Origin of the sequence: Nocardia flavorosea NBRC 108225 (assembly GCF_001613385.1) — a bacterium.
GTDB classification, from domain to species: domain Bacteria; phylum Actinomycetota; class Actinomycetes; order Mycobacteriales; family Mycobacteriaceae; genus Nocardia; species Nocardia flavorosea.
Window position 1 is genome coordinate 1 of the sequence record NZ_BDCG01000023.1, and the last position, 26,550, is coordinate 26,550.

At 67.0% G+C, this 26,550-nt stretch carries 28 protein-coding genes, 1 tRNA gene and 2 pseudogenes; 16 read left to right on the forward strand and 15 right to left on the reverse strand.

Annotation, left to right across the window (positions count from 1 at the left end; translation table 11 throughout):
- On the forward strand, positions 1–211 hold a 211-nt coding region (locus tag NFL01S_RS29305), incomplete at its 5' end, for a cytochrome P450 (RefSeq protein ID WP_157117075.1).
- A gap of 361 nt (positions 212–572) precedes the next feature.
- On the forward strand, positions 573–800 hold the full coding sequence (locus tag NFL01S_RS35825) for a hypothetical protein (RefSeq protein WP_157117077.1): 228 nt from the start codon (positions 573–575) through the stop codon (positions 798–800).
- Between the two features lie 285 nt (positions 801–1,085).
- Here NFL01S_RS35825 and NFL01S_RS37720 read toward each other — a convergent pair whose 3' ends face one another.
- Positions 1,086–1,361 (reverse strand): hypothetical protein, encoded by a 276-nt coding sequence (locus NFL01S_RS37720; protein WP_062979565.1) that lies wholly within the window; start codon positions 1,359–1,361, stop codon positions 1,086–1,088.
- Between the two features lie 288 nt (positions 1,362–1,649).
- On the opposite strand from NFL01S_RS37720, the gene NFL01S_RS29320 reads away from it, so the two are divergent.
- Positions 1,650–1,934, forward strand: a complete 285-nt coding sequence (locus tag NFL01S_RS29320) for an AbrB/MazE/SpoVT family DNA-binding domain-containing protein (protein WP_062979566.1) — start codon at positions 1,650–1,652, stop codon at positions 1,932–1,934.
- Complete coding sequence (locus NFL01S_RS29325) at positions 1,927–2,379, forward strand: hypothetical protein (RefSeq protein ID WP_062979567.1); 453 nt, start codon at positions 1,927–1,929, stop codon at positions 2,377–2,379. The genes NFL01S_RS29320 and NFL01S_RS29325 overlap by 8 nt, the downstream gene beginning before the upstream one ends.
- Positions 2,380–2,707: 328 nt before the next feature.
- Here the strand turns inward: NFL01S_RS29325 and NFL01S_RS29335 are convergent, their stop codons facing one another.
- From NFL01S_RS29335 to NFL01S_RS29350, 4 genes are all read right to left on the reverse strand, one after another.
- A complete protein-coding gene (locus NFL01S_RS29335) occupies positions 2,708–3,028 on the reverse strand; it encodes a hypothetical protein (RefSeq protein ID WP_062979569.1) in 321 nt (106 codons plus the stop codon).
- A gap of 237 nt (positions 3,029–3,265) precedes the next feature.
- Positions 3,266–4,036: an SDR family NAD(P)-dependent oxidoreductase gene (locus NFL01S_RS29340; RefSeq protein ID WP_062979570.1), complete on the reverse strand. Its 771-nt coding sequence runs from the start codon at positions 4,034–4,036 to the stop codon at positions 3,266–3,268.
- A gap of 62 nt (positions 4,037–4,098) precedes the next feature.
- Positions 4,099–5,460: a cytochrome P450 gene (locus NFL01S_RS29345; RefSeq protein ID WP_062979571.1), complete on the reverse strand. Its 1,362-nt coding sequence runs from the start codon at positions 5,458–5,460 to the stop codon at positions 4,099–4,101.
- A 49-nt stretch (positions 5,461–5,509) separates the two neighbouring features.
- Positions 5,510–6,262 carry an SDR family NAD(P)-dependent oxidoreductase gene (locus NFL01S_RS29350; RefSeq protein WP_062979572.1) on the reverse strand — a complete coding sequence of 251 codons (753 nt, stop codon included), beginning with the start codon at positions 6,260–6,262 and terminating at the stop codon, positions 5,510–5,512.
- Between the two features lie 406 nt (positions 6,263–6,668).
- On the opposite strand from NFL01S_RS29350, the gene NFL01S_RS29355 reads away from it, so the two are divergent.
- Entirely contained in the window at positions 6,669–7,337 is a 669-nt protein-coding gene (locus NFL01S_RS29355) for a nitroreductase family protein (RefSeq protein ID WP_062979573.1), read from the forward strand.
- On the opposite strand, the pseudogene NFL01S_RS29360 reads toward NFL01S_RS29355, so the two are convergent.
- A pseudogene (locus tag NFL01S_RS29360) lies at positions 7,303–7,646 on the reverse strand (hypothetical protein); the annotation flags it as partial. The gene NFL01S_RS29355 and the pseudogene NFL01S_RS29360 sit on opposite strands and share 35 nt — an antisense overlap.
- Positions 7,647–8,118: 472 nt before the next feature.
- On the opposite strand from NFL01S_RS29360, the pseudogene NFL01S_RS29365 reads away from it, so the two are divergent.
- Positions 8,119–8,538: pseudogene (locus tag NFL01S_RS29365) on the forward strand (cytochrome P450); the annotation flags it as partial.
- Positions 8,539–8,628: 90 nt separating this feature from the next.
- Here the strand turns inward: NFL01S_RS29365 and NFL01S_RS29370 are convergent.
- Positions 8,629–9,285: a TetR/AcrR family transcriptional regulator gene (locus NFL01S_RS29370; RefSeq protein ID WP_062979574.1), complete on the reverse strand. Its 657-nt coding sequence runs from the start codon at positions 9,283–9,285 to the stop codon at positions 8,629–8,631.
- Positions 9,286–9,418: 133 nt separating this feature from the next.
- Between NFL01S_RS29370 and NFL01S_RS29375 the strand changes: the two genes are divergently transcribed.
- The 4 genes from NFL01S_RS29375 to NFL01S_RS34920 all read left to right on the forward strand — a co-directional run bounded on the left by NFL01S_RS29375 (position 9,419) and on the right by NFL01S_RS34920 (position 11,882).
- Positions 9,419–9,982 carry a nuclear transport factor 2 family protein gene (locus tag NFL01S_RS29375; RefSeq protein ID WP_062979575.1) on the forward strand — a complete coding sequence of 188 codons (564 nt, stop codon included), beginning with the start codon at positions 9,419–9,421 and terminating at the stop codon, positions 9,980–9,982.
- Positions 9,983–10,102: 120 nt separating this feature from the next.
- Entirely contained in the window at positions 10,103–10,291 is a 189-nt protein-coding gene (locus NFL01S_RS29380; protein WP_157117079.1) for a hypothetical protein, read from the forward strand.
- Positions 10,291–11,199, forward strand: a complete 909-nt coding sequence (locus NFL01S_RS29385) for an NADP-dependent oxidoreductase (protein WP_062979577.1) — start codon at positions 10,291–10,293, stop codon at positions 11,197–11,199. The genes NFL01S_RS29380 and NFL01S_RS29385 overlap by 1 nt, the downstream gene beginning before the upstream one ends.
- Before the next feature lie 275 nt (positions 11,200–11,474).
- Complete coding sequence (locus NFL01S_RS34920) at positions 11,475–11,882, forward strand: hypothetical protein (protein ID WP_157117081.1); 408 nt, start codon at positions 11,475–11,477, stop codon at positions 11,880–11,882.
- Here the strand turns inward: NFL01S_RS34920 and NFL01S_RS29395 are convergent.
- Positions 11,864–11,937, reverse strand: a tRNA-Pro gene (locus NFL01S_RS29395). The genes NFL01S_RS34920 and NFL01S_RS29395 overlap by 19 nt on opposite strands.
- Positions 11,938–12,362: 425 nt before the next feature.
- On the reverse strand, positions 12,363–12,575 hold the full coding sequence (locus NFL01S_RS36205) for a PASTA domain-containing protein (RefSeq protein WP_062979579.1): 213 nt from the start codon (positions 12,573–12,575) through the stop codon (positions 12,363–12,365).
- A 251-nt stretch (positions 12,576–12,826) separates the two neighbouring features.
- Between NFL01S_RS36205 and NFL01S_RS29405 the strand changes: the two genes are divergently transcribed.
- From NFL01S_RS29405 to NFL01S_RS29415, 3 genes are all read left to right on the forward strand, one after another.
- Positions 12,827–13,297 carry a MarR family winged helix-turn-helix transcriptional regulator gene (locus NFL01S_RS29405; RefSeq protein ID WP_062979580.1) on the forward strand — a complete coding sequence of 157 codons (471 nt, stop codon included), beginning with the start codon at positions 12,827–12,829 and terminating at the stop codon, positions 13,295–13,297.
- A 59-nt stretch (positions 13,298–13,356) separates the two neighbouring features.
- Positions 13,357–13,734 (forward strand): DUF5313 family protein, encoded by a 378-nt coding sequence (locus tag NFL01S_RS29410; protein ID WP_062979718.1) that lies wholly within the window; start codon positions 13,357–13,359, stop codon positions 13,732–13,734.
- Between the two features lie 271 nt (positions 13,735–14,005).
- Complete coding sequence (locus NFL01S_RS29415) at positions 14,006–14,638, forward strand: hypothetical protein (RefSeq protein WP_245670947.1); 633 nt, start codon at positions 14,006–14,008, stop codon at positions 14,636–14,638.
- Positions 14,639–15,095: 457 nt separating this feature from the next.
- Here the strand turns inward: NFL01S_RS29415 and NFL01S_RS29425 are convergent, their stop codons facing one another.
- The 3 genes from NFL01S_RS29425 to NFL01S_RS29435 form a co-directional block, all read right to left on the reverse strand.
- The gene (locus NFL01S_RS29425; RefSeq protein WP_062979582.1) at positions 15,096–16,061 is read right to left on the reverse strand and encodes a hypothetical protein; all 966 of its coding nucleotides are present in this window, start codon (positions 16,059–16,061) and stop codon (positions 15,096–15,098) included.
- Between the two features lie 194 nt (positions 16,062–16,255).
- The gene (hrpB, locus tag NFL01S_RS29430; protein WP_174555734.1) at positions 16,256–18,715 is read right to left on the reverse strand and encodes an ATP-dependent helicase HrpB; all 2,460 of its coding nucleotides are present in this window, start codon (positions 18,713–18,715) and stop codon (positions 16,256–16,258) included.
- 151 nt (positions 18,716–18,866) lie between these two features.
- Positions 18,867–19,409 (reverse strand): STAS domain-containing protein, encoded by a 543-nt coding sequence (locus NFL01S_RS29435; RefSeq protein WP_157117087.1) that lies wholly within the window; start codon positions 19,407–19,409, stop codon positions 18,867–18,869.
- 292 nt (positions 19,410–19,701) lie between these two features.
- Here NFL01S_RS29435 and NFL01S_RS29440 point away from each other — a divergent pair, with 292 nt between their 5' ends.
- From NFL01S_RS29440 to NFL01S_RS29450, 3 genes are all read left to right on the forward strand, one after another.
- Entirely contained in the window at positions 19,702–19,887 is a 186-nt protein-coding gene (locus NFL01S_RS29440; RefSeq protein WP_062979584.1) for a DUF2795 domain-containing protein, read from the forward strand.
- Between the two features lie 149 nt (positions 19,888–20,036).
- Complete coding sequence (locus NFL01S_RS29445; protein WP_245670948.1) at positions 20,037–21,305, forward strand: ATP-grasp domain-containing protein; 1,269 nt, start codon at positions 20,037–20,039, stop codon at positions 21,303–21,305.
- Between the two features lie 2 nt (positions 21,306–21,307).
- Positions 21,308–23,353 (forward strand): CocE/NonD family hydrolase, encoded by a 2,046-nt coding sequence (locus tag NFL01S_RS29450; RefSeq protein ID WP_062979586.1) that lies wholly within the window; start codon positions 21,308–21,310, stop codon positions 23,351–23,353.
- A gap of 45 nt (positions 23,354–23,398) precedes the next feature.
- Here the strand turns inward: NFL01S_RS29450 and NFL01S_RS29455 are convergent, their stop codons facing one another.
- The 3 genes from NFL01S_RS29455 to NFL01S_RS35830 all read right to left on the reverse strand — a co-directional run bounded on the left by NFL01S_RS29455 (position 23,399) and on the right by NFL01S_RS35830 (position 26,424).
- The gene (locus NFL01S_RS29455; protein ID WP_062979587.1) at positions 23,399–25,387 is read right to left on the reverse strand and encodes an erythromycin esterase family protein; all 1,989 of its coding nucleotides are present in this window, start codon (positions 25,385–25,387) and stop codon (positions 23,399–23,401) included.
- A 67-nt stretch (positions 25,388–25,454) separates the two neighbouring features.
- Positions 25,455–26,174, reverse strand: coding sequence for a PAS and ANTAR domain-containing protein (locus tag NFL01S_RS29460; protein WP_062979588.1), 720 nt, complete (start codon positions 26,172–26,174; stop codon positions 25,455–25,457).
- 88 nt (positions 26,175–26,262) lie between these two features.
- Positions 26,263–26,424 carry a hypothetical protein gene (locus NFL01S_RS35830; protein WP_157117089.1) on the reverse strand — a complete coding sequence of 54 codons (162 nt, stop codon included), beginning with the start codon at positions 26,422–26,424 and terminating at the stop codon, positions 26,263–26,265.
- Between the last annotated feature and the right edge of the window lie 126 nt (positions 26,425–26,550).

Here is a 26,550-nt window from a genome sequence, read left to right on the forward strand (position 1 = left end):
CAAAACACACCGATACGCCTGGATGCCGTTCGGCGGCGGCGTGCACAAATGCATCGGCTTGTACTTCGGTCAGATGGAAGTCAAGACCATCATGCACCACCTACTGCTGACCCACGAATGGTCCGTGCCCGCCAGTTACACGTGGCAGCTCGACTACACCACGCTTCCGGTGCCCAGAGATGGGCTGCCTGTGCGCCTGAAAAAGCTCTGAGGCGTCCTCCCTGTACTCGAGTGGTCCATCGGATCCGTGCGATCGATCCCGCCTGGGACGCCGAGGAACTGGGGCCGATCAGTGCTCCGAGGAGCTTCGCGGTCTGTCCCTGCGAGACCTCGAAGGCGGGGCACGTCGATACCGGCGGAACAGTTCGGTGATGAGCAGGCACAGCGCCGCCAGTATCCTTCCGATTGCGAACAGGTCTTTCGTGCTCGGCCAGATTTCCGCTGCCGCGACCAGTAGCGCGATGGATGCGATCAGATGCGGGGCTGCGGGCAGGAGCGCGGCCGTTGTCGGTCGTCTCATCCGGGGCCGTTCGGCGCGCACAGTAGGTGTTGACGACGCAAACGGCTGGCAAATGCGGTCGGATACGCGACTCCCAGCGAAGAAGGCGACCAGTGCTTCCACAGTTTCGGATCAGATACCGATATACCTTTCCGCTGCTGACCTCGGTGTTACGGTACTGACCTTCCTCGTCGGAGTCGGCGGGACCAGTGGAGCCTCGGCGATCGCGGCAGCGGTGGGCCTGGGCGCACTCGCCGCAGGGCTGCTGTGCCTGGGCTGGTATTTGTGGCTGCACCCGTGACATCGAAAAGCTGTCGAAACGGTGCGACCGGGCCTGCGCATCGACGACCGCACGCTCTCTGTGACGCGAGCGTGCGCTGGTCCTTCTCGTCGATGGGGGGCACGGCGCAGATGAAGCCGAGTACGGCGCACGGAGCGATCAGGACGAAAGCGGAGACGATGACGGTGTGGTAGGGCGTCAGGTTCGAAATCGTACTGATGGTCGAGGTAGCGGGAGCGCGCCGGGACGAACCACCTGGCCAGTGCGTAACCGAGGGGGTCGAGGGAAACGCCCACGAGCACGCTGTCACGGCGGATGTTGCGCAGGTCGTTGCGGCCGTAGGAGGCCATTACTGCGCTTTCCCTGGGAGGCGACGATATGACGGTCGAACATGCGGCGTGAGACCACGCCGAGTATGCCTATCGACACCAGCGGGTCGTTCGGTGGGGAGGCCAGGGCGGCGATCGTGTCGTCCACGACGAACGCCACCCGATCGCAGAGTTGGTCGGCGGTGGCCATGTCGCGAGTGGCAAGGAACATGGTGCGGCCCTCGGCGAGGCCGACGCGTTCCAGTAACGGCACCGGATCCTCGGTGGGCCGGAGTGCAACGAGGCGAAGAACTCGAGATTCTCGCGTCCGTCGGTTTCAAGTAGTGGTCCGGAGTTCGGCGGTCGGTGCTCGGGCGGTCGGCGGGGTGCGGGGGCCCGTCCTCAGGTGCCCGGTATCGGGGGAAGCGGAACACTCCTCGAACCCGGTGCCGGCGAGGTTCGGGCCATGACTCGCTCGGTGCTTTCTCGTTCGTTATCTGGGTGGGTCTACACGCAAAAACATGTATTATATGTATTTCATGCAATAGGAAGGGTGTGGTCGATGACCCAGGAGCAAGCAGCCTCGTATGGACCGGGCGGGCGCGGGTTCTACGGGGCGGTGACGGTCAGTGAGCGAGGACAGATCGCGATCCCCGCCCAGGCGCGCCGCGACCACGGCATCGTCCCCGGGGACAAGCTGTTGGTACTCGGAGATCCCGAACAAGGGTTGGCACTGATGAAGCTCGAAGTGCTGCTACGGAACCTGCACGGCTCCTCCGAGCTGCTCCAGCAGATCCTCAGTCTTTCGGGAAACGCCGAGACCGAACGGAAGACCGACCATGCGTGAGACCGCACCCGGCACGCGTCGCTCGGCACCTTGGCACCTCTGGATCGTTGCCGCCCTATTCCTGCTACTGAATCTGGGCGGTGTCTACGACTACGTCATGGCGCTCAGCGAAAACGCCGACTACTTCCGATCGCAGAACTACGACAGTCAACAGATCCGGTACTTCACCGACTATCCACTCCTCCCAGCTGTCTTTTGGACCATCGCCATCTGGGGCGCGCTGGTGGCGGCGCTCCTGCTGCTACTGCGCAGCCGGTGGGTACTGCCGGTGGCGATTACCGCACTGGCGGGCCAAATAGTCCTCGACATCCTGACCTTCGGGTTTCGCGACCGCTGGCAGATCCTCGGACCACGCCTGGCCATGTTCGATCTCGTGGTGCTCCTGCTGACAACAGGGTTCGTCATCTACTGCCGGACGTTGGCATCCCGGCAGATCCTGCGTTGAAACACCTGGACGGCCATGCCGACCGCCCTGACCCACGGTCCGATGCGAGGCGCCGGTAGTAAAGCGGGTGGGAACATACCGAGGTGAACCCGGCCATCGGACCGGCCGACCGGAACGACGGCTCGGCATCCTCGGGATCGCCGAACCTCCGGATACCGGAAATGCTCACGAAGTCCCCCGGATCACCGCCGATTCCCGGCCGCGTCCACGGGTTCAGACCCGGCGGCACGAACCCGGACAGGCGCTCGCGGCCGTCACGGCACTCTGCGGGAACCCTCACCCGGAATGACGGCCACTTCAACGCTCGGTCTGAGCGACCGCGGACCTCTCATGACAAGGGCGGCCCGGAAGTCTCGGCCTGTTCGAGGTCGATACGGTAGTCGTTCATCCACGCTTGGCTGCCGAACCGTGCGATCAGGGCGAACACCACTCGCAGTGTCGTGTCCCGGATCAGCAGCGCCGCGGGATTTGTCGAGCCCGTCTTCTGATTGCCGCGCCTGCGTCCCTCGGCTGCGATGCGTCCTGCCCGGGCACGGCGCCGGTGGATCCCGACCGAGAACACCAGCAGATACCCCGTGACGACCCACACCAACTCGGCCTCGGAGGCGCCGCATTGTTCTCCCGTCAACGGTAGGACGAGATTGACCATCTCGGATCGCTTCGGGGGTATACGCGGACAAGAACGATTGATTCGGCGCGGTTGCCGGCGAATTCGAGTCTCGCCGGCGCGCCGCCCGACGGGGCGAGGACCGGGGTGCGCTGGGGTAAGGGCTCATGAGGCTGAAACGTTGGCCTGGTAGCGCGGGGCCCTAGTGATCGAAATCGTGGATGCTGCGGGGGCGGCGTACACGCCCAGTTCAGGGTTGTCCGCAGATCGCGAGCCGCCTCAGATGCCGGCCGGACCTGGCCCGCCGTGCATGTAGAGGGTCTGGCCGGAGCAGAAACTCGATGCGTCGGAGGCGAAGAAGAGGACGCCGTAGCCGATTTCGTCGGGTTCGCCGAGGCGTCCGGAAGCGTTGGACATGGCGACTGCTTCGGGGTCGAGGCCGTAGCGGGCGGCGTCGTCGGTGAGCGTGGCGGCGCGTACCGCGCCTACCGCGATCGCGTTGACCCGTACCCCTTTTCGCGTCCAGGCGGCGGCCAGGGAGCCGGTGAGGTTGTTCACCGCGGCTTTCGCCGCGCCGTAGGGGGCGGCTTGCGGCATGGACAGCAGACTCGCGCCGGAAGATATGTTGACGATTGCGCCCCGGCCCTGCTCGATCATCGATGGGGCGGCGGCGCGGGAAACATGCCAGACCGCACCGAAATTGAGCGCGAGTGTTCGTTCGAAATCGTCGTCGGGCCATTTGAGGATCGATTTGGTCTCGGCGCCGCCGGCGCAGTTCACCAGAATGTCGATCCGGCCGAATTCTCCGAGCGTGGTGTCGATCAGTCCGCGGCAGGCCGCGGGATTGGTGACATCCGCCGGGGCGGCCAGCGCTCGCCGGCCCAGTGCCCGCGCCTCTGCGGCGGTGGATTCGAGGAGGTCCGGTCGCCGTCCGGCCAAGACGACGTCGGCGCCGTGCTCGGCCAAGACGAGCGCGGCGCCGCGGCCGATTCCGGTGCCGCCGCCGGTCACGACAGCGACGCGCCCCTCCACTGAGAATCTGTTGTTCACGGTGTTCTACTCCTTTTCGCGCCCTGCGGTGCGACCGCGGGGCGCCGGCTGGTCTCGCTGAATCAGTCGATCTGCGCGATGGTGGTTTGCTGGGTGACGGGCCGGGCCAGTCCTTGTTCGTCGCAGGCCCGTTGCAGTTTCTCCAGGGTCTGCGCGAGTCCCGGGCCCAGTGGTTGTCCGGGTGTGAATGTGGCGGGCAGGTGCCGCATGCCCTGGATGACTCCGATGGTGTCGTAGGCGACGGTGCCTTCGGGGTCGCAGCGGAAATCGGGCATGCGGTCGAGTACTGCTGTGAGCATGGCTTTGAATACGGTGCGCGCGAAGTTGGAGCCGATACAGCGGTGGGCGCCCAAGCCGAAGCTGAAGTGGCGGTTGCCGCGCCGATCCAGCACGATCGCGTCCGGTTCCTCGAAGATTGCGGGGTCGCGGTTGGCCATCGCCCACGACAGCCACAGCCGTTCGCCTTCTTCGAATCGGGTTCCCGCCACATCACAGTCCTCGGCGATGGTCCGGGCGTCACCTGGTGCGGGGGTGAAGTAGCGCAGGAATTCTTCGGTGGCCGAGTCGAGCAGGTCGTCGCGTTCGCGGTCGAGCAGGGTGCGTTGGTCGGGATGTGCCGAGAGCCAGTCCAGGGCGCGGGCGGTCAAGGCGGTGGTGGTGTCGAAGCCGCCACCGATGAGCAGGTTCAGCATTCCGAGCAGTTCCATATCGGATGGGGGGCCGCCGTCGATGCGGATCCTGGCCAGTGCGTCGATGATTCCGGGTCGCGGGTGTTCCCGGATCTCGTTGAGGTTGGTCAGCATGTTCAGCCCCATGGCCATGTACAACTCGGCCCCCCGGGGGGCGTCGGGGGAGTCCGGGGGTGTGTAGACCCCGGCGTGTGCGGGTTCGTTGTAGATTTCCCAGTTCTTCAGCGGTATGCCGAGCAGGGCGAGGGTGAGTACGGCGGGCACGATGTTGGCCAGGTCGTCGACGAAGTCGATCTGTCCCAGCTCGATCTTCTCGTCCAGGCAGGCGCGCACGATCTCGTCGATGAAGGGCACCCACCGTTCGATGGCGGCGGGGGAGAGGTAGGGGTTGAGCGCGCTGCGGTAGATGCGATGCTCCGGATCGTCCATCTCGAGCATGCCGCCGCGTGCCGGGCTGGACTCGATCATGGTCGGAATCGAGATGCCCTTGTATCCGCGGCGTTCGTTGTGGATGTCGTGATCGTTGGACACGTAAGGGCACCGGGCGAGTTCGAATACTGCGTCGGCGGATGCGGCGACCCAGTGACCGCCGTAGGTAGAGGTCCAGGCCACGGGGCAGTGTTGCTGCAGGTGGCGGGTGACTTCTTCGAACTGCTCCCGGTATTGCGGCGTGTGCCGGTCGAAGTGGAAGGTGTTCTTCTTGCGTTCGTCGTTCGGGGCGTTGTCGGTGCTCATGGTGCCCTCTCGGGGGAATTTCTCTGGAAACTGCGGGGTTCGGCGGCTGTTACAGCACTGCTCCACCGTTGACGGCGATGACCTGACCGGTGAGGTAACTTGCGGCCTCCGAGCACAGGAACGCGCAGACGGCGGCGATTTCGTCACCGGTGCCGACCCGGCCGGCGGGTATGAAGCGCGCCATCATCTCGGGGCCGGGCACCTGTTTCGCGCGTTGCGCCTCCTGCAACATGGGCGTGTCGGCGGTGAACGGAGGCACCGTGTTGACGGTGATCCCCCGTGCGGCGTATTCGAGTGCCACGGTTTTCGTCATCGCGATGACACCGCCCTTGGAGGCCGAATAATGCCCCTGGCGCAGCGCTCCGGCCTGCCCCGCGGCAGACGAGATGGTCACGATGCGGCCCCAGCCGCGCTCGGCCATGTCCGGCAGGCCCGCCTGCAGGCACAGAAAGGTCCCGGTGAGGTTGACTGCCAGGTAGCGGTTCCATTCGTCGAGCGAGATCTTCTCGAACGGTGTGAAACCGGAGATGCCGGCACTGGTCACCAGTATCTCGACCGGCCCCAGTTCGGTGCGCACGGTATCGAAGGCTGCGCGGACTTCGTCGTGCTCGGAGACATCGACCGGGATCCCGATCGCGGACCCGCCGTTGAAACGGATATCCGCCGCGACCTTTTCTGCCGCCTCGCCGTCGAGGTCCAAGACGCCGATCCGATGATGGGCGGCCGCGAGATGCTCGGCGACGGAACGGCCCAGGCCTGATCCTGCGCCGGTGACCACCGCGACGCGGCTCGGTACGTTCATATCTGTTCGGCTCCCTGTCGACTCGAAGATGGGTGACTTCGGCGCCGCGGTCCGGCCGCCGTGACTCGTATGAATCCCCGGCCGGCGCGGTGGCCTGATCGATGATGCGGCGTGCCATCGGTACGCCCTGGCTGCCCGGTCCGATGAATCCCACTCGCATCACCGCACCTCCTGCGGCGCGCCCGGTCGCTATTTGCCGATGGTGTGGGCCGGTAGTGGCCGCTGAGATTCTCGTCGATGATTCATGGAGGTCTCCAAAGTGGTGCTGTACGACTGTATAGCGTAATGGAGTATGCCTGGTTGCATCGCCGGATTCGATGAAAAGATCAGTGGCACTGGTGTCCACCGCGGCGGCGATGAACGCGTGGCACTCGACATCGCCGTGGACGTCGAGTAGACCGATGAGATGTCTTCACCGAGTCATGATGTCTGGGAAGTGCTTTCCACGGCGCGATCCATTCGCCGGTTCACCGACGAGCCGGTCGACGGAGCCACGCTGGAGCGGTGCTTGCAAGCGGCGACGTGGGCGCCGAACGGCGCCAACGCGCAACTGTGGCGTTTCATTGTTCTCGATGCGCCCGAGCAGCGTGCCGCCGTGGCGGAGGCGGCCCGTGTCGCCTTGCGTTCGATCGAATCGATCTACGGCATGAGCCGGCCTTCCGATGACGACCAGAGCCGGGCCGCGCGGAACAACCGTGCCACCTACGAACTACACGACCGGGCCGGAAATTACACCTCCGTGCTGTTCACGGCATTCAAAAACGACTTTTCCTCGGAATTCCTGCAGGGCGGGTCGATCTATCCCGCCATGCAGAACTTCTACCTCGCGGCGCGTGCGCACGGGCTCGGGGCCTGTATGACGAGCTGGGCGTCGTATGACGGTGGACAGGTGCTGCGCGAATCGGTCGGTGTACCCGACGAATGGTTCCTGGCGGGCCATATCGTGGTCGGCCGGCCGCGCGGGCGGCACGGACCGGTGCGGCGGCGGCCGCTGGAGGAGGTGGTGTTCCGCAATCGATGGAATCCCGAGCGCGCCGACATCACCTTCGGTAGGGGTGCCAGGCCGAGGAGTTAGCCGCTAATCGCATCAGGTCGGCCTGCTGCTCGAGCGGGTGAACGTCGAAAAGGTCCCGGTAGGAGGGGTGGTTGGCGGCCGTCCTCGTTCCGGATGCCGTATCGGCTCGCCGGTTCCGCGCCGATCAGAGTCTTACCGCTCGGATTCATCGGTTCGGGGTCGTTGCAGCTCCCAGGTGACATGTCCTGTCAATTCGGGTGTCTCGGCGGAGTCGAGGATATGCCCGAACTTCTCGGGATCGGCCGCGATGATCGTGCGAACTCGGTCGGTGAGCAGGGAATCCGTCCAGATCGACACCGCCGCCGGACCGCCACACCCTGTCCACCGGCTCGCGTCACGCCGCCGCGGCCGGCTCCCGTGACAACGGCGACGGTCTCGGCTTCGGGCATCTGTCCCTGCATTCGGCCGGTGGTCCGTATGGATTTGCTCAAAAGTGCCGACTGCCGGCATTCGGTCGGTGCCCGGCGCGGGACACCGTCACCGGGCGCGTGCGGGTATCTCGCGGTTGACGTCGACGGGACTCGCCTGCCCACATCGTTTCTCGTTCGTGCATGAGTGAGCGGCCGGGCTGCCGCGCCCGTCGAGCCCGGCGGCATGGCCGGTGACGCCCTGTCACCTCCGGACGCAAGGCGCCCGTGATGCCCGCGCAGGTACCCGCTCCGGGCTCGACGCTCCCTGGGGTGCTCGCGGCAGCTCGGTTTCCTCTGGTCTACCTGATGGACAGCCCTCGACGAATGCTATACAACCGTACAGCACCGTGCTGTACGGTTGTATAGTGCACCGCGCGGAACTGGCCGAGGACCACCAGCTGATACCGAACGCCATCGAAGAACTGTTGCGCTACGAGCCGCCGGGACCGCATGTGGCACGCTATGTCGCCACCGACGACGTCACATTCCAGGGGCAAGTCGTACCCGCGGGCAGCGCCCTGCTGCTGATGCTGGCCTCGGCCAACCGCGACGAGCGCCACTTCGGCCACCCCGACCGTTTCGATATCCACCGCAAACCGGGAGGTCATCTCACCTTCGGCCGTGGGCCGCACTTCTGTGTCGGCTCGCCCTTGGCCCGATTGGAGGGTCGTGTGGCACTCCAGGAGGTGCTGAAGCGGTGGCCCGCATGGGAGATCGATATGTCCGGAGCACGGCGGTCGCGGACCTCGACCGTGCGAGGCTGGGACAGCATGCCTGCGGTCGCCGCATGAGCGAGGCGACCCACCGCGTCGCCGTCACTACCATCGGCGGCCGGCGGCCAGGATTGGAGTGCGCTGGGGATCCGGCGATGTAGCTGGTGCCTACCGATCGGTGCTCGGCGTCGAGCGTCTGCGGCGTGCTCGGGACGGCAGGGCTCCAGATTTCGCTCCGGTGGCCCGGTGTGAATCCAGATAGTTCTCGAAGGTGTCGACGAGCTCCTGATGGGCGGTGCGGACGCCGATGCCCTCTTCGAGGTTGAGGAACTTCGGGATGCCGGTGATGAGTAGCAGTAGTGCGCCCGGGGTGAGTTGCTGATCGAGGAAATCCGGTCCCTCGAAACTCGTTGCTAGGGCGTCCAATTGGACCTTCCGTACCTGCTCGGTCGCTTCGGCGATCTCGGCTCGTACCGATTCACGATGGTTACCCAGCGCCATGAACTCTGTGGTCAGCGCGCTGGTGGCTTCGTCCCAGCTGTATTCCCAGAGCGCACGTGGAAGCTGATCGGCGGGTACGTCCAGGGCCTTGGTGAGGTGTCTGATATTGCGTTCGGTGTAGCGGCGGATCGCAGCGAGGAAGATGCCGTCGAGCGTGCGGAAGTAGTACTGGACCAGGCTCGGGGTGACCTCGGCTTTGGCTGCTACGGCGCGGAATGTCACCGCCGCGTAGCCCTCTTCGAGCATCAGCTGTTCCACGCAGTCCAGAAGGACGCTTCGGGTCTTCGACGTCTCGGTGCCGGTGCGCCGTGACGATGCCGCCATGTCCCGCCTCCCTGATCTTCCGGATGAACACATATCCTCTCACCTCTTGTGCTGTACGATCGTACAGCAAGGGGGTGGGGCCTCTGCGGGGTGCGCGGGTACCCGCGGGTACGACTTGTCACCGAGGAGAGTTATGGGCATCGACAGTGATGTGGAAGCGCTGCGGCGAGACGTGGGATACCTGATGGACCGGGCGGCGATCCTGGATTGTGTTGCGGGCCACGCGCGCGGCTGTGATCGTCACGATCCCGATCTCGTCACGGCCGCCTATCATGACGACGGAATCGACGAACACGGCGCCGCGGTGAATCCCGGCCCGGACTACGCCGAATGGGCCAACCGCACACACGCGGCGACCTCCCGCGTGCACACCCATCACATCACGACTCATACCTGCGAGATCGAGGGCGATACCGCCCATACGGAGAGCTATGTCATCGTCGTTCTGCTCGGGCTCGACGGGCGCAGCGCCCAGGTGATCACCGGCCGCTATCTCGATCGGCTCGAACGCCGGGAGGGCCGGTGGCGGATCGCGGTACGGCGCTCCACCGTGGAGACGATGTTCGGTGCCGACGCGTCGATGCTGCAGTCGAACTTTTTCAAGAAGGCGGGTTATCTCGTGGGCACGCGCGATGAAAGCGACCTGTCCTACCAGCGGCCGCTGTCCATGGATACCCCGGCGCCGGCGCGTTGGTGATTCGGTAGTCGGGGACGGCGTTGCTACTCGAGTTGATGGCCAGGCGTCGACCATCGATAGCTTCCGCGATCTGCCGGCGGCGAGCGGCTGCGCAGCGCGTCGGTGACCACACTCGAACCTGTGCTGCGTCAGTATCGGCTCTCCGGCCATGAGGTACCGGCGTCCGCGGTCGTCTTTCTCTTGTCCGCGATCCCCCGGATGATCCATCTCGAAGAATCCCTCGGCGCCTACACCGGTCACGCGGAAGCCGTAGACCTGATCGAGAGGTACCTGGACCGAGCGGAGCCGAAGAAGGCAGGCGACCAGTGATGAAGACCGTCAGTCAGCAGAGGTTCGGTGACCCGGATGTACTCGACACAGTGCAGACTGCGATGCCGGTCCCGGGTCGTGGGGAGGTTCTGCTCCGGCTCGGTGCGGCCTCGGTGAATCCGGTCGACTGCAAACTCAGGGCGGGCCGGGTGCGGTTCCTCGGTGATCCGCCGTTCACACTCGGCTTCGATGTCTCGGGGACGGTTGTCGCGATCGGTGCCGATGTCACCGGAATCCGCCGAGGCGACAACGTCTTCGGCATGGTGCACAGCCGCACCGGAACGTACAGCGAATTCGTCGTAGCGCGGGCGGACACACTCGTAGTCCACCCGCCGGGGTCGGACCATGTGACGGCTGCCGCCATACCTACCGCGGCACTCACCGCATGGCAGGCGTTGGATGCGGCAGATCCGAAACCGAACGAAACCGTCCTGGTGCACGCCGCGTCCGGCGGTGTCGGGCACTTCGCTGTCCAGTTCGCCGCCCGGCGCGGTGCGAAAGTCATCGGTACCGCACGCCGGCGCAACCATCACTTCGTGCGCGGACTCGGCGCAGCCGACGTTGTGGACTACACCGAAACCGACTTCACGACGGCTGTCGGTCGGGTCGATGTAGTGCTGGACCTCGTGGGCGGCGAGTATGGCAAACGATCACTCCGAGTACTGGATGACAGCGGCCGCTACATCACCGTCCAGGACTCCGATGCCCTCGGTGATCCCCGCTCCCGGTCGGTGACCGGCAAACCTTCGACGGTCTTGCTCACCGAAATCGGAACATCGGTCGCGCGAGGGCAGGTAACAGTACACATCGACCGCGTACTGACCATGGACGAAGTGCGGGAAAGCCACCGGCTGAGCGAATCCGGGCGAGTACGCGGAAAACTGGTACTCACCCCGTGGGTCGCCTGATCTCTTTAGCGAACCTGCCGAATAGGCGGCACGCGGTCAGCGGAGTGAGTGTTCTGGGGATGGCCGGCGCGGGGGCGTGCTCTGGGTGCTTGTTCGGGGCCGGCGGGCCTTAACCACGTGCCCAGCGGTAGATGAATGTTCCGGGTCGAACTCGTAGTCATCGCTGATGGGGAGTTCGGCCGCACAGTCGTTGCCCACGGTGGATCTCGGAATGTCTCTTTCGGGCTATTGCCGGTTCTGCGTACGCATCACCTCGGCCTGGCTGTCAACGCACCGTGACGCGAACCCTGCCGAGGTTGCGCCACGGCTCGGACGGCGATGTCGTCGGCCTGCATTATGCCGACGACATCGAGAGTTGCGGTGTCCCGCAACCGGACTGTGCCGGCATCGTCGGCGATGGCGAGGACTTCTCCGCCGGGACTCGCTACCAACGCGTCGATCGCGTCACCGCCGGCGGGCGGAATCGCCGTGACCTCACCCTCGTCCATATCCCAGCGATGCACTCTGCCATCGGCACCACCTGTGAACACGAGATTTTCACGCTGACCGAACACTACGGCATGGTGAGGACCGCTCTCGGCGGAATACTCGAGCGCATCCTCGCCAGGAGCGCACAGCCGAACCGTACCGTCGTCACCGGCCGTGGCCACGGTTTCCATCGCAGTCGGGCTGACAGGATTTGAACCTGCGACCACTTGACCCCCAGTCAAGTGCGCTACCAAACTGCGCCACAGCCCGTTGCACCCCGCCGGGGTGCTCGATGAGACTACCTCAGAGTCGTTTGCGACTACTAATCGGCAGGTCAGAGGAGTGTTGATCGGCTACACCGGACGACCGTCACCGTCTCGTACTGCGGCGTTCCCCCCGGGGCCCGCACGAAGGTCCCGGATACCCGGCCACAGGCCCTCGACGGCCTTGTCGAGTGACCGGCGATCGAGCTTCACGGTCCGGCGTGATCAACACCGACAGATGCGGAAAGCCGGGCATTCGTCCCGATACGCGCGCCCGAAGCCGTTCGGATCGCGGGAAACCGGCACCATCGATTCGGTGGCCTTCCACCATAGAAAATCCCTCCTGACCAGCGCGGGAGGGATTTGTCATCCATCTATCCGGAGAGTGGTACCGGAAGCGTACAGTCCACCGTATCGGACGTATGTTCGATTCTAGGCGTTGTCCTTCGTCATGGTGAGCACGACGACCGAGTCCGACGGGACAACCGTTCCCGGCCCCGGCTCGATCGACACCACTGTCCAGTTGGCGCGTAGCAGAACCACATCCTTACCCGGGGTAGCAGACGCGTAGTGCACGTTGGTGAATCCGAGGTCTTCCAGGCGGTCGCCTGCGACTGCGCCGTTGACGCCCACGAGATCGGGCACCGTCAAGTCCGTTACCGCTGCCGCGGTGCCGGCCGGGGTGGCAAGCTCGGGGGTGGCAGGTGCCGGCGCCCCAGGTGTGGAAGCGACGGGGGTTTCTCGGGCTGTCTCGTTACAGGTGTTCCCGGCGGTTGCTCCCAGTGGGTGCGGGCGTGGGCCGGTGATGGAACCACCCGGTGAGCGAGAACTCGCGCGAATAGTTTGTGCATTAATTATTCGCGGGTTATGTTGGAAACCGGATCGGTGGAGGTGTGATGACTGCGGAGAGCGATGATCCGTTGCGGTTGGAGCGGCAGGTGTGTTTCGCGCTTGCCGTGGCCAATCGCTCGGTGCTCGCTGTGTATCGACCGTTGCTGGAGCCGCTCGGATTGACGCATCCGCAGTATCTCGTCATGTTGGCGCTGTGGGGGGAAGCGCCGATGTCGGTCAAGGCGATCGCGGAGGCGATCCAGCTCGATTCGCCCACGTTGTCGCCGCTGCTCAAACGTTTGGAGGGCGCCGGTCTCGTCACCCGGCGGCGTGCCCCCGGGGACGAGCGGACTCTGGTGGTCGACCTCACGGAGGCCGGGCGTTCGCTTCGTCGCGAAGCCGAACGGATTCCGCCCGCTGTTGTCGAACGACTGGGTGTTGGACTGGGGGACCTCGAGGAGTTGCGTGAAGTGCTCGGCCGGGTCAATGAGGCGGCCCGCCGGGCGGCGCACGCGTATCCGGAGGGCAAATCATGAACGCGCCCGTGAGTCGCCGCAGTTCGGCGCCGCTTTCGGACCGCCGGCAGGAGGATCTTGTGACCGATCGGACTCCCACACCGATCCAGCGCATCCGCTACATTTTCGGCCGGCCGCTGCCGTCCTCTATGCAGGAATGGGTACTTCGGGACCAGACCGGCCCGGGCGCCACCCGGCGGTACCTGCAACGCTTCCTGTTGCCCCCGATTCCGTTGTTGTGCCTGTTCGCGCTGGTGCCGGGCCCGTGGTGGATGGGCGTTTCGATGGCCGCGCTGGTGTTCCTGCCCCTGGCCTTCTTCGCGGTCGCCCTGGTGTATGTCCATCGGCGTCATATGCTGGTCAAGCACGGGCTCGATCCGGTACTGGCCGACCCGGACCGGCATCGCCGCGCGGCTGAGGAACGCGCAAGCTACGAGAGGCGCCACAACCGCGGCTGATACCTCGTTTTCCGGTACCGGCGAAACATTCGCGGGCGAACCGCGTCGGAATGGTCTCCTCGGTTATGCCGCTGCATCCGCAGTCGCGACGGGTCGGAATGCGACCGGAAAACGGACTTTCTGGTGCAGTCGGCAGCGCCACGCCCTCGAACGGCGGCGCGGCACCGGGGCGGGCGCACGTTCGGCAGGCGATTCCGGCGCCGAGACCTGCGTAGATCTGCTCGATCCGGGTATTGCGTGGTCGGCATTGCTGTCGATGATTGGAGGCGTCATGCGAGACGTCGACGAAAAAGTTGCCGGCGGGCGCGGAGGGCGTCTGCATATCCCGCGTAGCCGCGGTGCCCTGGGCGGTCTGGCTGTCTTGTTGCTGGGTATCTGGGGTGCGCTGATCCCGTTCATCGGGCCGTATTTCAGTTTCGCCTACACTCCCGACGAGCCGTGGGCATGGTCGGCCGCACGCGGCTGGCTGCAGGTGCTGCCGGGGGTGGTGGCGATAATCGGCGGGCTGCTCATGCTGCTGAGCCGGAACCGGATCGTAGCGAGTACGGGTGCGTGGCTGGCCACGGCGGCCGGTGCGTGGTTCGTGATCGGCCCGCTGCTGGCAGGCCCGTTGGGTCTCGGCGATATCGGTGAACCGGTCGCGGGATCCGACTGGAAGCAGGCCCTTGTGCGGCTGACATTCTTCTACGGGCTCGGCGCGCTGATCCTGTTCTTCGCCGCGACGTCGCTCGGACGGCTGTCGGTGCGCAGTGTCCGCGATATTGCCTTCGACCGGCGTGAGGCCGATACGGTCGAGGGGCGTCGGGTCGCCGATGAGCCGGCGCACGCCGCAGCCGCCGGCGATCGCCGCGTCCGACGGCCCGGCTTCCGCGGGACACCGGGGCTACACGGTGGGCCGGCCTGATAGTCGGCCGGTCGGCGGGGGCCTCGCCGGTGCGGTTCTCGCGCGGCCGCGCTCTTCGCGGCCGCGGGGGCGCCGGCGGTGGCCGCTCCGGGCAGTGCACCGCCCGGGCAGCTCGTGGTACTGAACGAATATTGCGAGGAGCCCGGAGCGGTCGCACATGTGGCGGACGGCCGCGCTGCCTATTGCACGCAGGTGGAGGCGAACGATGCGTTCGTCTGGTCTTATTCACCGGAGCCGATACCTTTCGATCCCAACACTCGCGAGTACACGTGCGCCGAGGACGGCTGTCGCTATCCCGAGGGATCGGAGGTGCCGGGATATCAACGGTGCGGGATTCTGTGCGGTGAACCGCCTACATCCGGCGATGTGCAGAGTGGCTTGGCCGAGTGCTTCGACTCGGGTACGCCGTTCGAGGAATGTGAACGACGGCTGCCCGAGTGAGCCGCCGACGGTGCTTTCACTGCGGGAAGAGTGTCAGAACCTGCGACATCACCTGGCGAGCGACGTCGTCGGTGGCCGAGGTGACTTCGACCGCCGGTACACGGGGGACGAAAGCCGTGCTGCCGGCAGGTAGTTCGGGGCCGACGACCGCGGAGTAGATCGGGATACTGCTGTCGTAGAGGGAGGTCGTGCGGAACACGGTGCGGTCGTCGATCTTCTCCTCGGTGGCGCGGGCCCGCACCTGGTCGGTGACGCGGTAGTCGTAAGCCACGGTGACGGTTTCGTCGCGATACCGGAACAGGCATTGGGTCAGGCGGCGTTCGTCGGTATCGGCGGTGCCGTCCAGTTTCGCGCGAACCGCACACGGGTCGGCACCGAGCAGGACGGTGTCGACGGTGTCGGGGGAGGTGCCCTGGACCGGCGACTGCCGCCAGCGATCGATCATACCGGGCAGCAAACCATCAGCGATCGCACACGAATCGCGGTTCGGGATGGAGAGTCCGAGGTAGAACGCTGCGCCCGACGCGAAGCGGGCGGTCGCGCCGCATGCGCGTGCGCCGGGGGCGCGGTCGGGGACCAGCAGGAGGTGCACGTCGCCGAGATGTTTGTCGATACCGAGTCTCGGAGCCAGCGGGGGCAGCAGGGTCGAATGCCAGGTGAGGGTGGCGGCTTCGGCGGGGGCGGGATCGCCCAGGACGGCGCGACACGAGTCCAGGCCGATCGTCACGTCCTGGATCTCGCCGAGGTCGAGGTCGACGAGGGTATCGCGGGGGAGCAGGGCGCAGACGTCGATCTGGCGGGTTGCCCGGGCGACAGCGGCCTGCTGCTGCGGGGTGTCCGCGGGCGCCGACCAGAAGTGCGGCGGCGGGGCGGGGATCGCCGGCGACCGGGCGGCGCCTTCGCCGGTGTTCGGTTCGTCTCCGCAACCCGCCACGGCGAGCAACACGGCTGCGACAAGTGCGAGCGTGCGGTAAACCGTCACCCGTGACCTCCCGGTGCGAGCTGAACAGGACGATCGCCCGCATCGAGTCTGCGGCACCGGCAACCTCTGCGCAAATATGTCGAGGGCATCGGCACTCGCTCGGGGTCATCTGCAGGTCGCGGTGCGATCCCTGCTTCCGCACTCGGCTCGGGACTCGGGCCGTGGCCCCGCCTGCCCGGTCGACGGAGTAAGGCTCAGCGTGGTGCCGCCGGCCGTTCGCGACCTGCGTTGCGGGCCGTGCCCCGGTGGGCGGGCACGGTGGTGGGATCTTCCGGCCAGGCGTGCTTGGGATAGCGGCCGCGGAGGTCGGCGCGCACCTGCGGCCAGCCGGTCTGCCAGAACGAAGCCAGATCCGCGGTGACCGCGACCGGGCGCCGGGCGGGGGAGAGCAGGTGCAGCACGATCGGAATACGTCCCCGCGCCAGGCGCGGAGTCTCTTTCCAGCCGAAAACTTCCTGCACTTTGACGGCCAGTACCGGTTGGTCGGCCGCGTAGTCGAGGCGGAGGCGGCTGCCGGAGGGCACCTCGATACGGTCCGGTGCCAGCTCGTCGATCCGGGCGGCGTCCGGCCAGGGCAGGAGACGCTGCAGTGCCTGTCCGGTGTCGACGCGTTCGAGGTCGGCGCGCCGGCGGGCGGCGGCGAGTTCGGGCCCCAGCCACGTGTCGGCGGTGGCGAGCAACGATTCGTCGTCGACCGGTGGCCACGGGGCCCCGAGGGTGCGGTGCAGGAAATCGAGGCGCTGCCGCAGGGCGACGGCGTCCGCGTCCCAGGGCAGCAGGCCGACCCCGGTCGAGGTGAGCCCGCGCCGCACCGCTGCGGCGAGCAGGGGGCGCTCGGGGTCGCGGAGCGGTCGTTCGGACAAAATGATTGCGCCCAGGCGTTCGATCCGTCGCGCGACCACATCGCCGTCGACCCACTCGATTTCGTCGGCGGTGGTGATCAGGTTCGCCGCCGCGCGGCGCGCGAGCTGTTCATCGGCGACCGCCGCGAGCCGGATATTTCCCTCGGACCGGCCGGGGTCACGCGTCGCGACACCGACGGCCAGCCATTCCGGGGCGCCCGTTCCGGCGCCGGCGGGCAGGGTCACGGCGGTGCCGCCGGCCATGAGGTAGCTCGCGGAACCCGGGCCGCGGCGGCGGGCCAGCCGCTCGGGATGGGCCAGTGCAACGACATAGGCGGGATCGTCGTCGCCCTCCGGTCCCTCGACCGTCCGGGCCAGCCGCTCGACCTCGCGTCGCCAGCGTGCCGGCTGCTCGCGCCGCAGCGCACGCAGGCCGGCCGCCAGATCGACCCCGGCCGCGTGGGTGTCGTCGTCGAGGACGGTGACCACTTCGGCGGCCGTGCGGGCCCCCACCGCGGCCGCACCGTCGAGCAGTGCGCGTGCCAGCCGCGGATGCAACCCGATACGTGCCATCCGCCGCCCGCGGTCGGTGACCACGCCGCCTTCGTTCACGGCACCCAGTACTCGCAGTACTTCGCGTCCGGCGGCAAGTCCGCCGGCCGGCGGGGCATCCCACCAGATGAGGCCGTGCCCGTCGGCGGTGCCCCAGCATGCCAGCTCCAAGGCCAGCCGGGTCAGGTCGGCCGTGCGGATCTCCGGCTCGGGGTAGGCGGGCAGTGTGGCGTGCTCGAACTCCGGCCAGCAGCGCCACACCCGCCCCGGGGCCTCGCGGCCCGCCCGCCCCGCGCGCTGGCCGGCCACCGCCGCCGAAACCCGCACCGTCGCCAGGCCGGACAATCCCCGAGATCGGTCGATCCGCGGTACGCGGGCGAGCCCCGAGTCCACGACGGCCCGGACGCCGGGCACGGTCAGACTGGACTCTGCTACCGCCGTGGACAGCACCACGCGCCGTCGTGGGCCGGGCCGCAACGCGGTGTCCTGGTGCGCTGTCGACAGCCGGCCGTGCAGCGGAACGATATCGACGTCGTCGAGGTCGGCCAGAAGTGCCGTCGTCCGCCGGATCTCGGCTGCGCCCGGGAGAAAGACCAGGACGTCACCGTCGGTTCCGGCGAGCGCGGCCCGGGCAGCGCGGGCGACCTGTGCTTCCTTGCGCTCACGCGGCAGTGGCGGAAGGTATGTCGTGCTCACCGGATGAGTGCGGCCCTCGACCTGTACCACCGGCGCCGGAACGGGGTCGCCGAGCAACGTTGCCAGACGGTCGGCGGCCACGGTCGCCGAAGTGGCGAGCACCCGCAGATCCGGTCGCAATCCGGCCCGGGCGTCCAGGAGCAATGCCAGCAGCAGGTCCGCGTCGAGATGGCGCTCGTGACATTCGTCGAGAACGACGGTAGTGACGCCCGCCATCTCGGGATCGTCCTGCAACCGCCGGACCAGCAGGCCGGAGGTCACGACCTCGATCCGGGTCCGCCGCCCGACCCGGCGATCTCCCCGGACGGAGTAGCCGACGGTTTCCCCCACCTGCTCGCCCAGCAGCGTGGCCATTCGCCCGGCCGCGGCCCGCGCGGCCAGCCGGCGGGGCTCGGCCACGAGCACCCGGCCGGTGCCTCCCGCGGCCAGCGCCAGCGGGACGAGCGTGGTTTTGCCGGTTCCGGGTGGTGCGACCAGGACGGCCGTCTCGTGTTCGGTCAGCGTCTCGACAAGACGATCGAGAACACGACGGATCGGTAGATCGGGAAGCTCGGGCAGTTTCATCACTGAACAGTGTGATACCTCGGCTCCGAGCCGCCACATCCACCGCTCGACCAGCCCGGCCGGGCGGGCGGGCGTGCGGTACCGGGCTGCGTGCAGGTATGCCGTTCACCCGGGTGCCGAGCGGTCGCCGGATCGACGGCCGGTATCCGGGTCAATTGCGCTGCGCGAGCTCACGGAGCAGTCGGTCGTGCTCGGCGTCCGGTTCCTCGCGGGTGATCTGCGGGGGCCGGTAGGGTTGCGGTCGAGGGGGCCGGGGTTCGTTCTGCCGGCGAAGCTGCAGGGAGGTCAGTGCGCTGACCACCGTCGTGCAGACCGGGAGGTGGCGGATCCGCGGATCGTCGCCCGCGAGGCGGGCGATGCGCGGGTTCGGGGTGACCAGGCATATCTCGATGCCGTCGCCGCGATAGTGTTGCGCGTCCTCGGCCAGCGCCGCGAGTGTGCGCAGCGACAGGAATTCGAGTCTGGTGGTGTCGACGATCAGTGCGCCGCGCCCGGCCGCCGCCATCTCGACGGCCTTCCCTACCTCCTGCCGCCACAGCGGCAACGTATACGCGTCGGCTTGCCCCCGGGCCGACAGGACGACGATCTCGCCGCGGCGCCGGATCCGGAAGAGTAGTTGCTGCTCGGGCGAGCGCGTATACGGCGACGCGGCATGGGCCGAAGCGAAGGACGAAGAGTTGGTATCGGAGTTCATACTGCACCCGACTCGGCTCAGGATGCGTTCGCGCATCGCGGTCACGCCGACCCTGGATGTCTCAAGGTGAATCCGCGACCATGTCCCACCCTAGCCCACACGGCCGGTTACGGGCGGGTCGATGCGATCTCGGTGCCTTCGCTCGGATGCGGGTTTGCCCGGTTCGGAGCCGGGTAGGCCGCTCGCCGGCGGCAGTGGGCCGTCGCCGGCCGACAGCGGTGGGGACGAGCATCGCACCGGCCGGTCCGTTGTCGCACTGTGCGTTCCCCAACCTTCGAGAAGGGAGTTCACCATGAGCCAGATCAGCCCCGTTCAGGTCCAGAAGTATCTCTCCGGTATCGACTATCCGTGCAACCGTGACGGCTTGGTCGCCGCCGCGGAGAACAACGGAGCCGACGCGGAGGTCCTGCACGCCCTCGAGGCGCTTCCGGACCGGACATTCGACGGGCCGAGCGCGGTCAGCCAGGCAATCTTCTGAACCGCGAGCACAGCGAGTTGTCCGGGTGGGGCCGCACCGGCACGGTGGGCCCCACCCGGTTCCTGCCGCAGACTGTCACGGCGCGGCCGCGACAGACGTTTGGCCCGGTTCATCCGGGATATCCGGCGCGGGTGAAGTAGAATATTTTCGTGCCGGCTCTCACCGAGACCCAGCGCGGGGAAATAGGAACGGTCGATATCCCCGATGGAATATCGCTACACGGACTGCTCGATTACGAATCGCTGATATCCGCCGAAGAATTGGATTTCGACGAATTGCTGGATCGGGCTCGCCGGGAACTACGCGCCTTCGACGGCCCGGTGGATGCCATTATCGCGCATTGGGATTTCCCCACCAGCGTTATCGTACCTGTTCTCGCGCATGAATTCGGGCTGCCCGCGCCGACTCTGGAAAGCGTCTTGAAGAACGAGCACAAATACTGGAGCCGGGTGCTGCAACGCGAAGTCGTACCCGAGTGTGTTCCGAAATTCTGTGCATTCGACCCGTTCGACGACAACGCGCTCGACAGTATCGATATACCGTTCCCGTTCTGGGTGAAACCGATCAAATCGCATTCCTCCCAGCTCGGTTTCGAGGTCCCGGACGCGGATGTCTTCGCCGCCGCGGTACAGCAGATCCGGGAGGAGATCGGCCGGATCGCCGACCCCTTCGACCAGGCGCTGGCGCGGGTGGAGGTGTCCGGCGACATCCGGATGGCCGGTGGGCGCACCTGCCTGGCCGAGGAGATCGTCACCGGGACGCAGGCCGCGCCCGAGGGGTCGATGTTCCGCGGTGATTACCACGTGCACGGGGTGTTCGATATGCGCCGGGATGCCGAGGAACGCAGTTTCACCCATCTCGACTATCCCGCGCGCACGGTGCCGCCGGACGTACAGCAGCGGATGATCGACGTGACCGAGCGCTATCTGCGCCATACCGGCTTCGACAACGGCTGCTTCAACTCCGAATTCATGTGGGACGGCGAAACCGGGAAGCTGTGGCTCATCGAGGTCAACACCCGCATCTCACAATCGCACAGCGATCTGTTCGCAAAGGTGGACGGTAGTTCCAATCATCTCGTCGCCATCGATGTGGCATTGGGCATCCCGCCACGGATGCCGCATCGGAAGGGCGAGTTCGCGGTGGCCGCGCAGTGCCTGGTGCCGCGCTACGAGGACGGGTTCGTCACCAGGGTTCCGAACGAGGAAAAGATCGCCGCATTGCGCAACCGTTTCCCGGGCACCGTGGTGAAGATCGATGTCGAGGTCGGGGAGAAGCTCTCGGAAATGCCCAATCAGGACGCCTACCGCTACAAACTCGCCACCCTCTATATCGGTGCCCCCGGCGCCGACCAGCTCGAGCAGCGCTACCACGATGCCATCGCGGCGCTGCCGTTCGAATTCGAGGAGGTCCACTGAGGTTGCGCACCGTCGATACTTTTCCCTACCGGGTCACCGAGACCGAGAACGTATTCATCCCGATGCGCGACGGCGCGCGTCTCGCGGCCCGTATCTGGCGGCCGGATACCGGCGAACCGATGCCCGCGGTATTGGAGTACATCCCTTATCGGAAGCGGGATCTCACCCGCGCCCGGGATGCCCTGAACCATCCGTACCTGGCCGGGCACGGCTATGTCAGTGTGCGCGTGGACCTGCGCGGCAGTGGTGATTCCGACGGTGTCCTGACCGACGAATACCTGCCGGTCGAACACGAGGACGCCTGCGAGGTGATCGAATGGCTGGCCGCGCAGCCGTGGTGCGACGGAAATGTCGGAATGATGGGAATCTCCTGGGGCGGTTTCAACAGCTTGCAGGTGGCCGCGCGGCGGCCGCCGGCGTTGAAGGCGATCATCAGCGCGTCGGCGACCGAAGACCTCTACGTCGACAATATGCATTACATGGGCGGCTGTCTGCTCTCGGACAATCTGTCCGAGGCGACGGTGATGTTCGCATTCAACAGCCTGCCGCCGGATCCCGCGATCGTCGGGCACCGCTGGCGCGAGCTGTGGCACGAACGCCTGGCGGGCAGCGGCCTGTGGATCGAGAGCTGGCTGGAACACCAGCATCGCGACGACTACTGGAAACGGGCCTCGGTGAACGAGGACTACCGCGCGGTGCATTGTCCGGTGCTGGCCGTCGGTGGGTGGGCCGACGGATACACCAACGCGATTTTCCGGTTGCTGCAACATCTCGAGGTGCCCCGGCGCGGACTGATCGGGCCGTGGGGGCACAAATACCCGCATTTGGGTGTGCCGGGGCCGGCGATCGGGTTCCTGCAGGAGGCGGTGCGCTGGTGGGATCACTGGCTCAAGGGGCGTGATACCGGCGTCATGGACGAGCCGATGTTGCGGGCGTGGATGCAGGACAGTGTTTCGCCGCTCCCGTCCTACGCCGACCGGCCGGGCCGCTGGGTGGGGGAACCGGTCTGGCCGTCGCCGAACACGACCCCGCGCCGCTTCACGCTCACCCGATACGCACTGACCGAGGACGCCGATCATGCCGAGCACCGCCGGATGGATGTGCAGTCACCGTTGAGTGTCGGTATGTTCGCCGGGAAATGGGCGTCCTATGCGGCCACTCCGGATCTGCCCGCGGATCAGCGGGAGGAAGACGGCGGCTCGCTGATCTTCGAAACCGAACCGCTGGACGAGACGTTCGAAGTGCTGGGTATCCCCACCCTGGATCTGACGGTGTCGGCCGACGGGCCCGATGCGATGGTGGCGGCCCGGCTGTCCGATGTCGCACCCAACGGCGAGGCCACCCGGGTGACCTATGGGCTGCTGAACCTGACCCACCGGGACGGCAGCGCGGCGCCGGAGGCGCTGCAACCGGGCCGCGATTATCGGGTGCGGGTGCCGTTGAACGGGATGGCGCACTCCTTCCCGCCCGGCCACCGGATCCGGTTGTCGATCTCGTCGTCGTATTGGCCGCTGGCCTGGCCGTCACCGGAAGCGGCGATGCTCACGATCACCACCGGGGAGAGCGCGCTGATGTTGCCGCATCGCCCGCCGCGTGACGAGGACCGGAAGTTGCCCGCGCTCGGCCCGCCCGAGGGTGCGCCCGAGGCGCCGTCGACGCATCTGGAACCCGGGCGGCATCATTGGAAGGTCGAACGTGACCTGGCGACGGGGGTTTCGACCCTGGAGATCGAGAACGACCAGGGCGCGATCCGGCTCGACGACACCGATACCGTCGTGCGCCGGGCGACCACCGAATGGTTCAGCTTCCGCGGTAACGACCCGGAATCGGTCTGGGGCGAGACGCGGACCGTGCGCCGGCTCGAGCGCGCGGACTGGCGTACCGAGGTCACCACGCACACCACACTGCGCTGCACCGCGGAGGAATTCCTCCTCGATGCCGAACTCGACGCCTACGAACTCGACGATCCCGCCGCCGACCCGCGTACGGCCCAGAAGCGGGTGTACTCACAGAACTGGCATCGCCGGATCCCCCGTGACCTGGTGTAGCTCGAGCGCGCGGACCGGACGGGTGGTGTAGCGCAGACCTGCGGCTCAGACAGCGTGGGGGTAGGTGTCCCCGGGTTCGTCCGGCCCCCGGTGTGCAACGAGGTCCAGGGGGGTCAGGGCCGTGGTTTCGTCGATATGCAGCAGGGCGTCGAACCGGTCCGCCGGCCGGGCGTGGAAGTAGTGGCTGCGTCGTTCGTTGTCCGGACGGTAGACCACCCCGATCGCACGTTCGAGCTGCGGCGCGTCGAGCGCGGCGACCGGTTCGCGATCGAAACGCAGCAGGAACCGCTCGATCCCGGTGCGGTGCAACAGATTTTCCACGCTGCCCGGGAGCGACGGCCGTACCCGCTTCACCCGGGGCGGGCCGTCCCATGCGTCGGCGGCCAGCACGGTGCCGGTGTGGGTGGTGAAACCCAGGATGCGGGATTCCCCGGGGCAGTTCTGCCGGACCAGTTGGCCGAGATTCAACTCCCCGGCCGACCCGAGCTCCGTAGCGCGTGCGTCGCCGAGGTGCGAGTTATGGGCCCACACCACGATTTTCGCGTCGGAGCCGATGCGCTGCCGCAGATGTCCGCGTAATGCCGTGAGGGTGGCGAACATATGCTCGTCGCGTAGATTCCACGACGATACGCGGGAACCGAACATCGCCCGGTAGTACTGTTCGGCCGCCGCGACCAGGCGGGCGTTCTGTTCGGCGTAGAACTGTTCGTCGGGGTCGCCCTGCCCGTCGGTGCGCAGATCCCGCATGCTCATCCGCTGCAGTTCCGCCAACTGGGCGACCACCGCGTCCGCACACTCCTCGCCGGCGCCGAACGCTGCGGCGTAACCGTAGTGCTGTTCATCGGTGTGCTGGTCGAAACAGGCGTACCGGTCGCGGGCGCGCTGTGCGGCGGCCGGGTCGACGCGGTCGAGGTAGCCGATCACCTCGGCCGCGGAGCGGCGCATGCTGTACAGGTCGAGTCCGTAGAAGTCGACGGTGCGCGCCGGATCGCGGCGGTTGTATTCGCGCAGCCATTCCACGAAATCGCGGACCACGGTATTACGCCACATCCACATCGGGAAACGCTGGAAACCGCGCAGTGCCTGCTCGGCGTCGCCGTCGTCGCCGCGGCTGCGGATATAGCGGTTTGCGCGGTGGGCGTCGGGCCAGTCGGCCTCCACGGCGACGGCGTCGAAACCGGCGTGTTCGATGAGGGTGCGCGTCATCCGGGCCCGCGCGGCGTAGAACTCCGACGTGCCGTGGGTGGCCTCGCCGATCAGCACGTACCGGGCATCACCCACCAGGTCCAGCAAGACCTCCTCGGACGGGACGCCGTCCGGCAGCGGGGTGAGGGCGGACCGGACGCCCACCTCCGGGCCGGTGGCGGCGGCCCGCTGTTCGCCCGCCGGAAGCCGCGCAGCGCGGTCGAGCAGATCGCGGATCTCCTCGTCGGAGCTCTGGGTGAAGTCCTGGTACTCCGCGCTCACCCCGGCGAACCCCGCGGGTACACGCGCGCAGACCATCTCGTCCACCCGTCCGCGCAGCCCGGCGCAGGTGGCTTCGAGGGCGACGGGTACCGCGACGACCACCCGCGCCGGATCCATCCGGTAGACCGTCCGGACAGCCGCATCCATGGTCGCGCCCGTCGCCAGGCCGTCGTCCACCAGGATCACCGTCCGTCCTGTGACATCGAGCAGCGGCCGCTCCCCCCGGTAGACTTGTTCCCGCCGGCGCAGCTCCCGGCCCTCTGTACGGGCTATCCGTTCCAGGACATCCGGGCCGACCTGTTCCGCGGCCAGGACATCCCCATTGGTGACCAGAACACCGCCGCTGGCGATCGCACCCAACGCCAGCTCGGAGTTACCAGGTGAGCCGAGCCTGCGGACGACCAGCACATCGAGGGGCACCTCCAGGGCCTGCGCCACCTCATAGGCCACCGGCACACCACCCCGGGGCAGACCCAGGACGACGGTATCCGGATCGCGGAAACGGCCGAGTAGCGTCGCGAGTGTCCGGCCGGCCTCACGGCGGTCACGGTAAGCGCTTGTCGCCATGGGAGCGCGCTACCCGATGCGGTCCTGGGCAAACAGGGCAGGCCGGGGGCGCGCCGGGCCGGTCCGGTCAGCGCTGACGAGAAGGCGCCGCGGCCGCATCGCCGTCGGTGCCGCCTGCGCCGATATCGTGGTGCAGCGTCAGCAGTACATGGTCCAGGCGGGTCCGCAGCCGGACCTCCTCATCGGCGATACCCGGAAGTGCCGCGACCATCCGCTCGGCGACCCGGCGCAGCTTGATATTCGTTTCCTGCGACCGCCAGCGCAGCACATGGAAGGCCTGGTCGGCATTGATCCCGTAGGCGAGCATGAGCGCGCCCTTGGCCTGCTCGATGACCATCCGGGCGTCCAGCACCTGCGGCAGCGTGTCGTCGAGGGCCTCGCGGCGAAATTCGTCCGCAGTGGCCGACAGGTCGATATAGAAGCCCTCGGTACCGATCGCTGCACCGGCCTCGTCCAGCATGGGCTCGGAGACCACGAGCACCTCCTTGACGTCGCCCGCCGTATCGATGATGCGGTGGCGGCTGGAGAACGGGCCCCCGTCCTCGACCGACAGGATCATGGCCTCGAGCCGGTCGCGATCGTCGGGGTGCTTATGGGAGAGCAGCAGCTCGGTGGTGGGGCGGGCCTCCGGAGGGTGGCCGTGGATCCGGGCGGCCTCCGCCGACCACTCCCAGGTCCGGGTCGCGAAATAGTACCGGAACCGCCCCACTTGCAGGGGGTCGCCGGCGCCGACCACCCGTTCCACGAGTTCGACTTCGGATTCCGGCAGCTCGTCCCGCGCGTTCATGGCTGTGATTATTCCCCGCGCTGCCCGTGGGGTGGCGGCCGACCGGTGTCGTGGCCCGGCGGTGCTCCGCTGGGCGGCGGAAGAGCGGTTATGAATCCATACCGCTGTGCCCCTTCGGAGTGGATTCGTCGGTTTCGATCTGTTCGCCGGTGGGGTGTTCGTCGGCGTGGGTGGGTTCGGCGTGCTCCTCGGCGAAATCGGGTTCGTCCCGATCGGCCGCGGCCCGGGGGCCGGGATCCGGTGTGGTCATAGGAGGGCGGGTACCCCGTCGGCGGCCGGCGACACAGCCCCCGATGCTTCGGTGTTTATCGCCCGCGGATCCGGGAAGCCGCCGACCGGGAAACGACCATGCTCACAGGCCGGTACGGCACGGCCG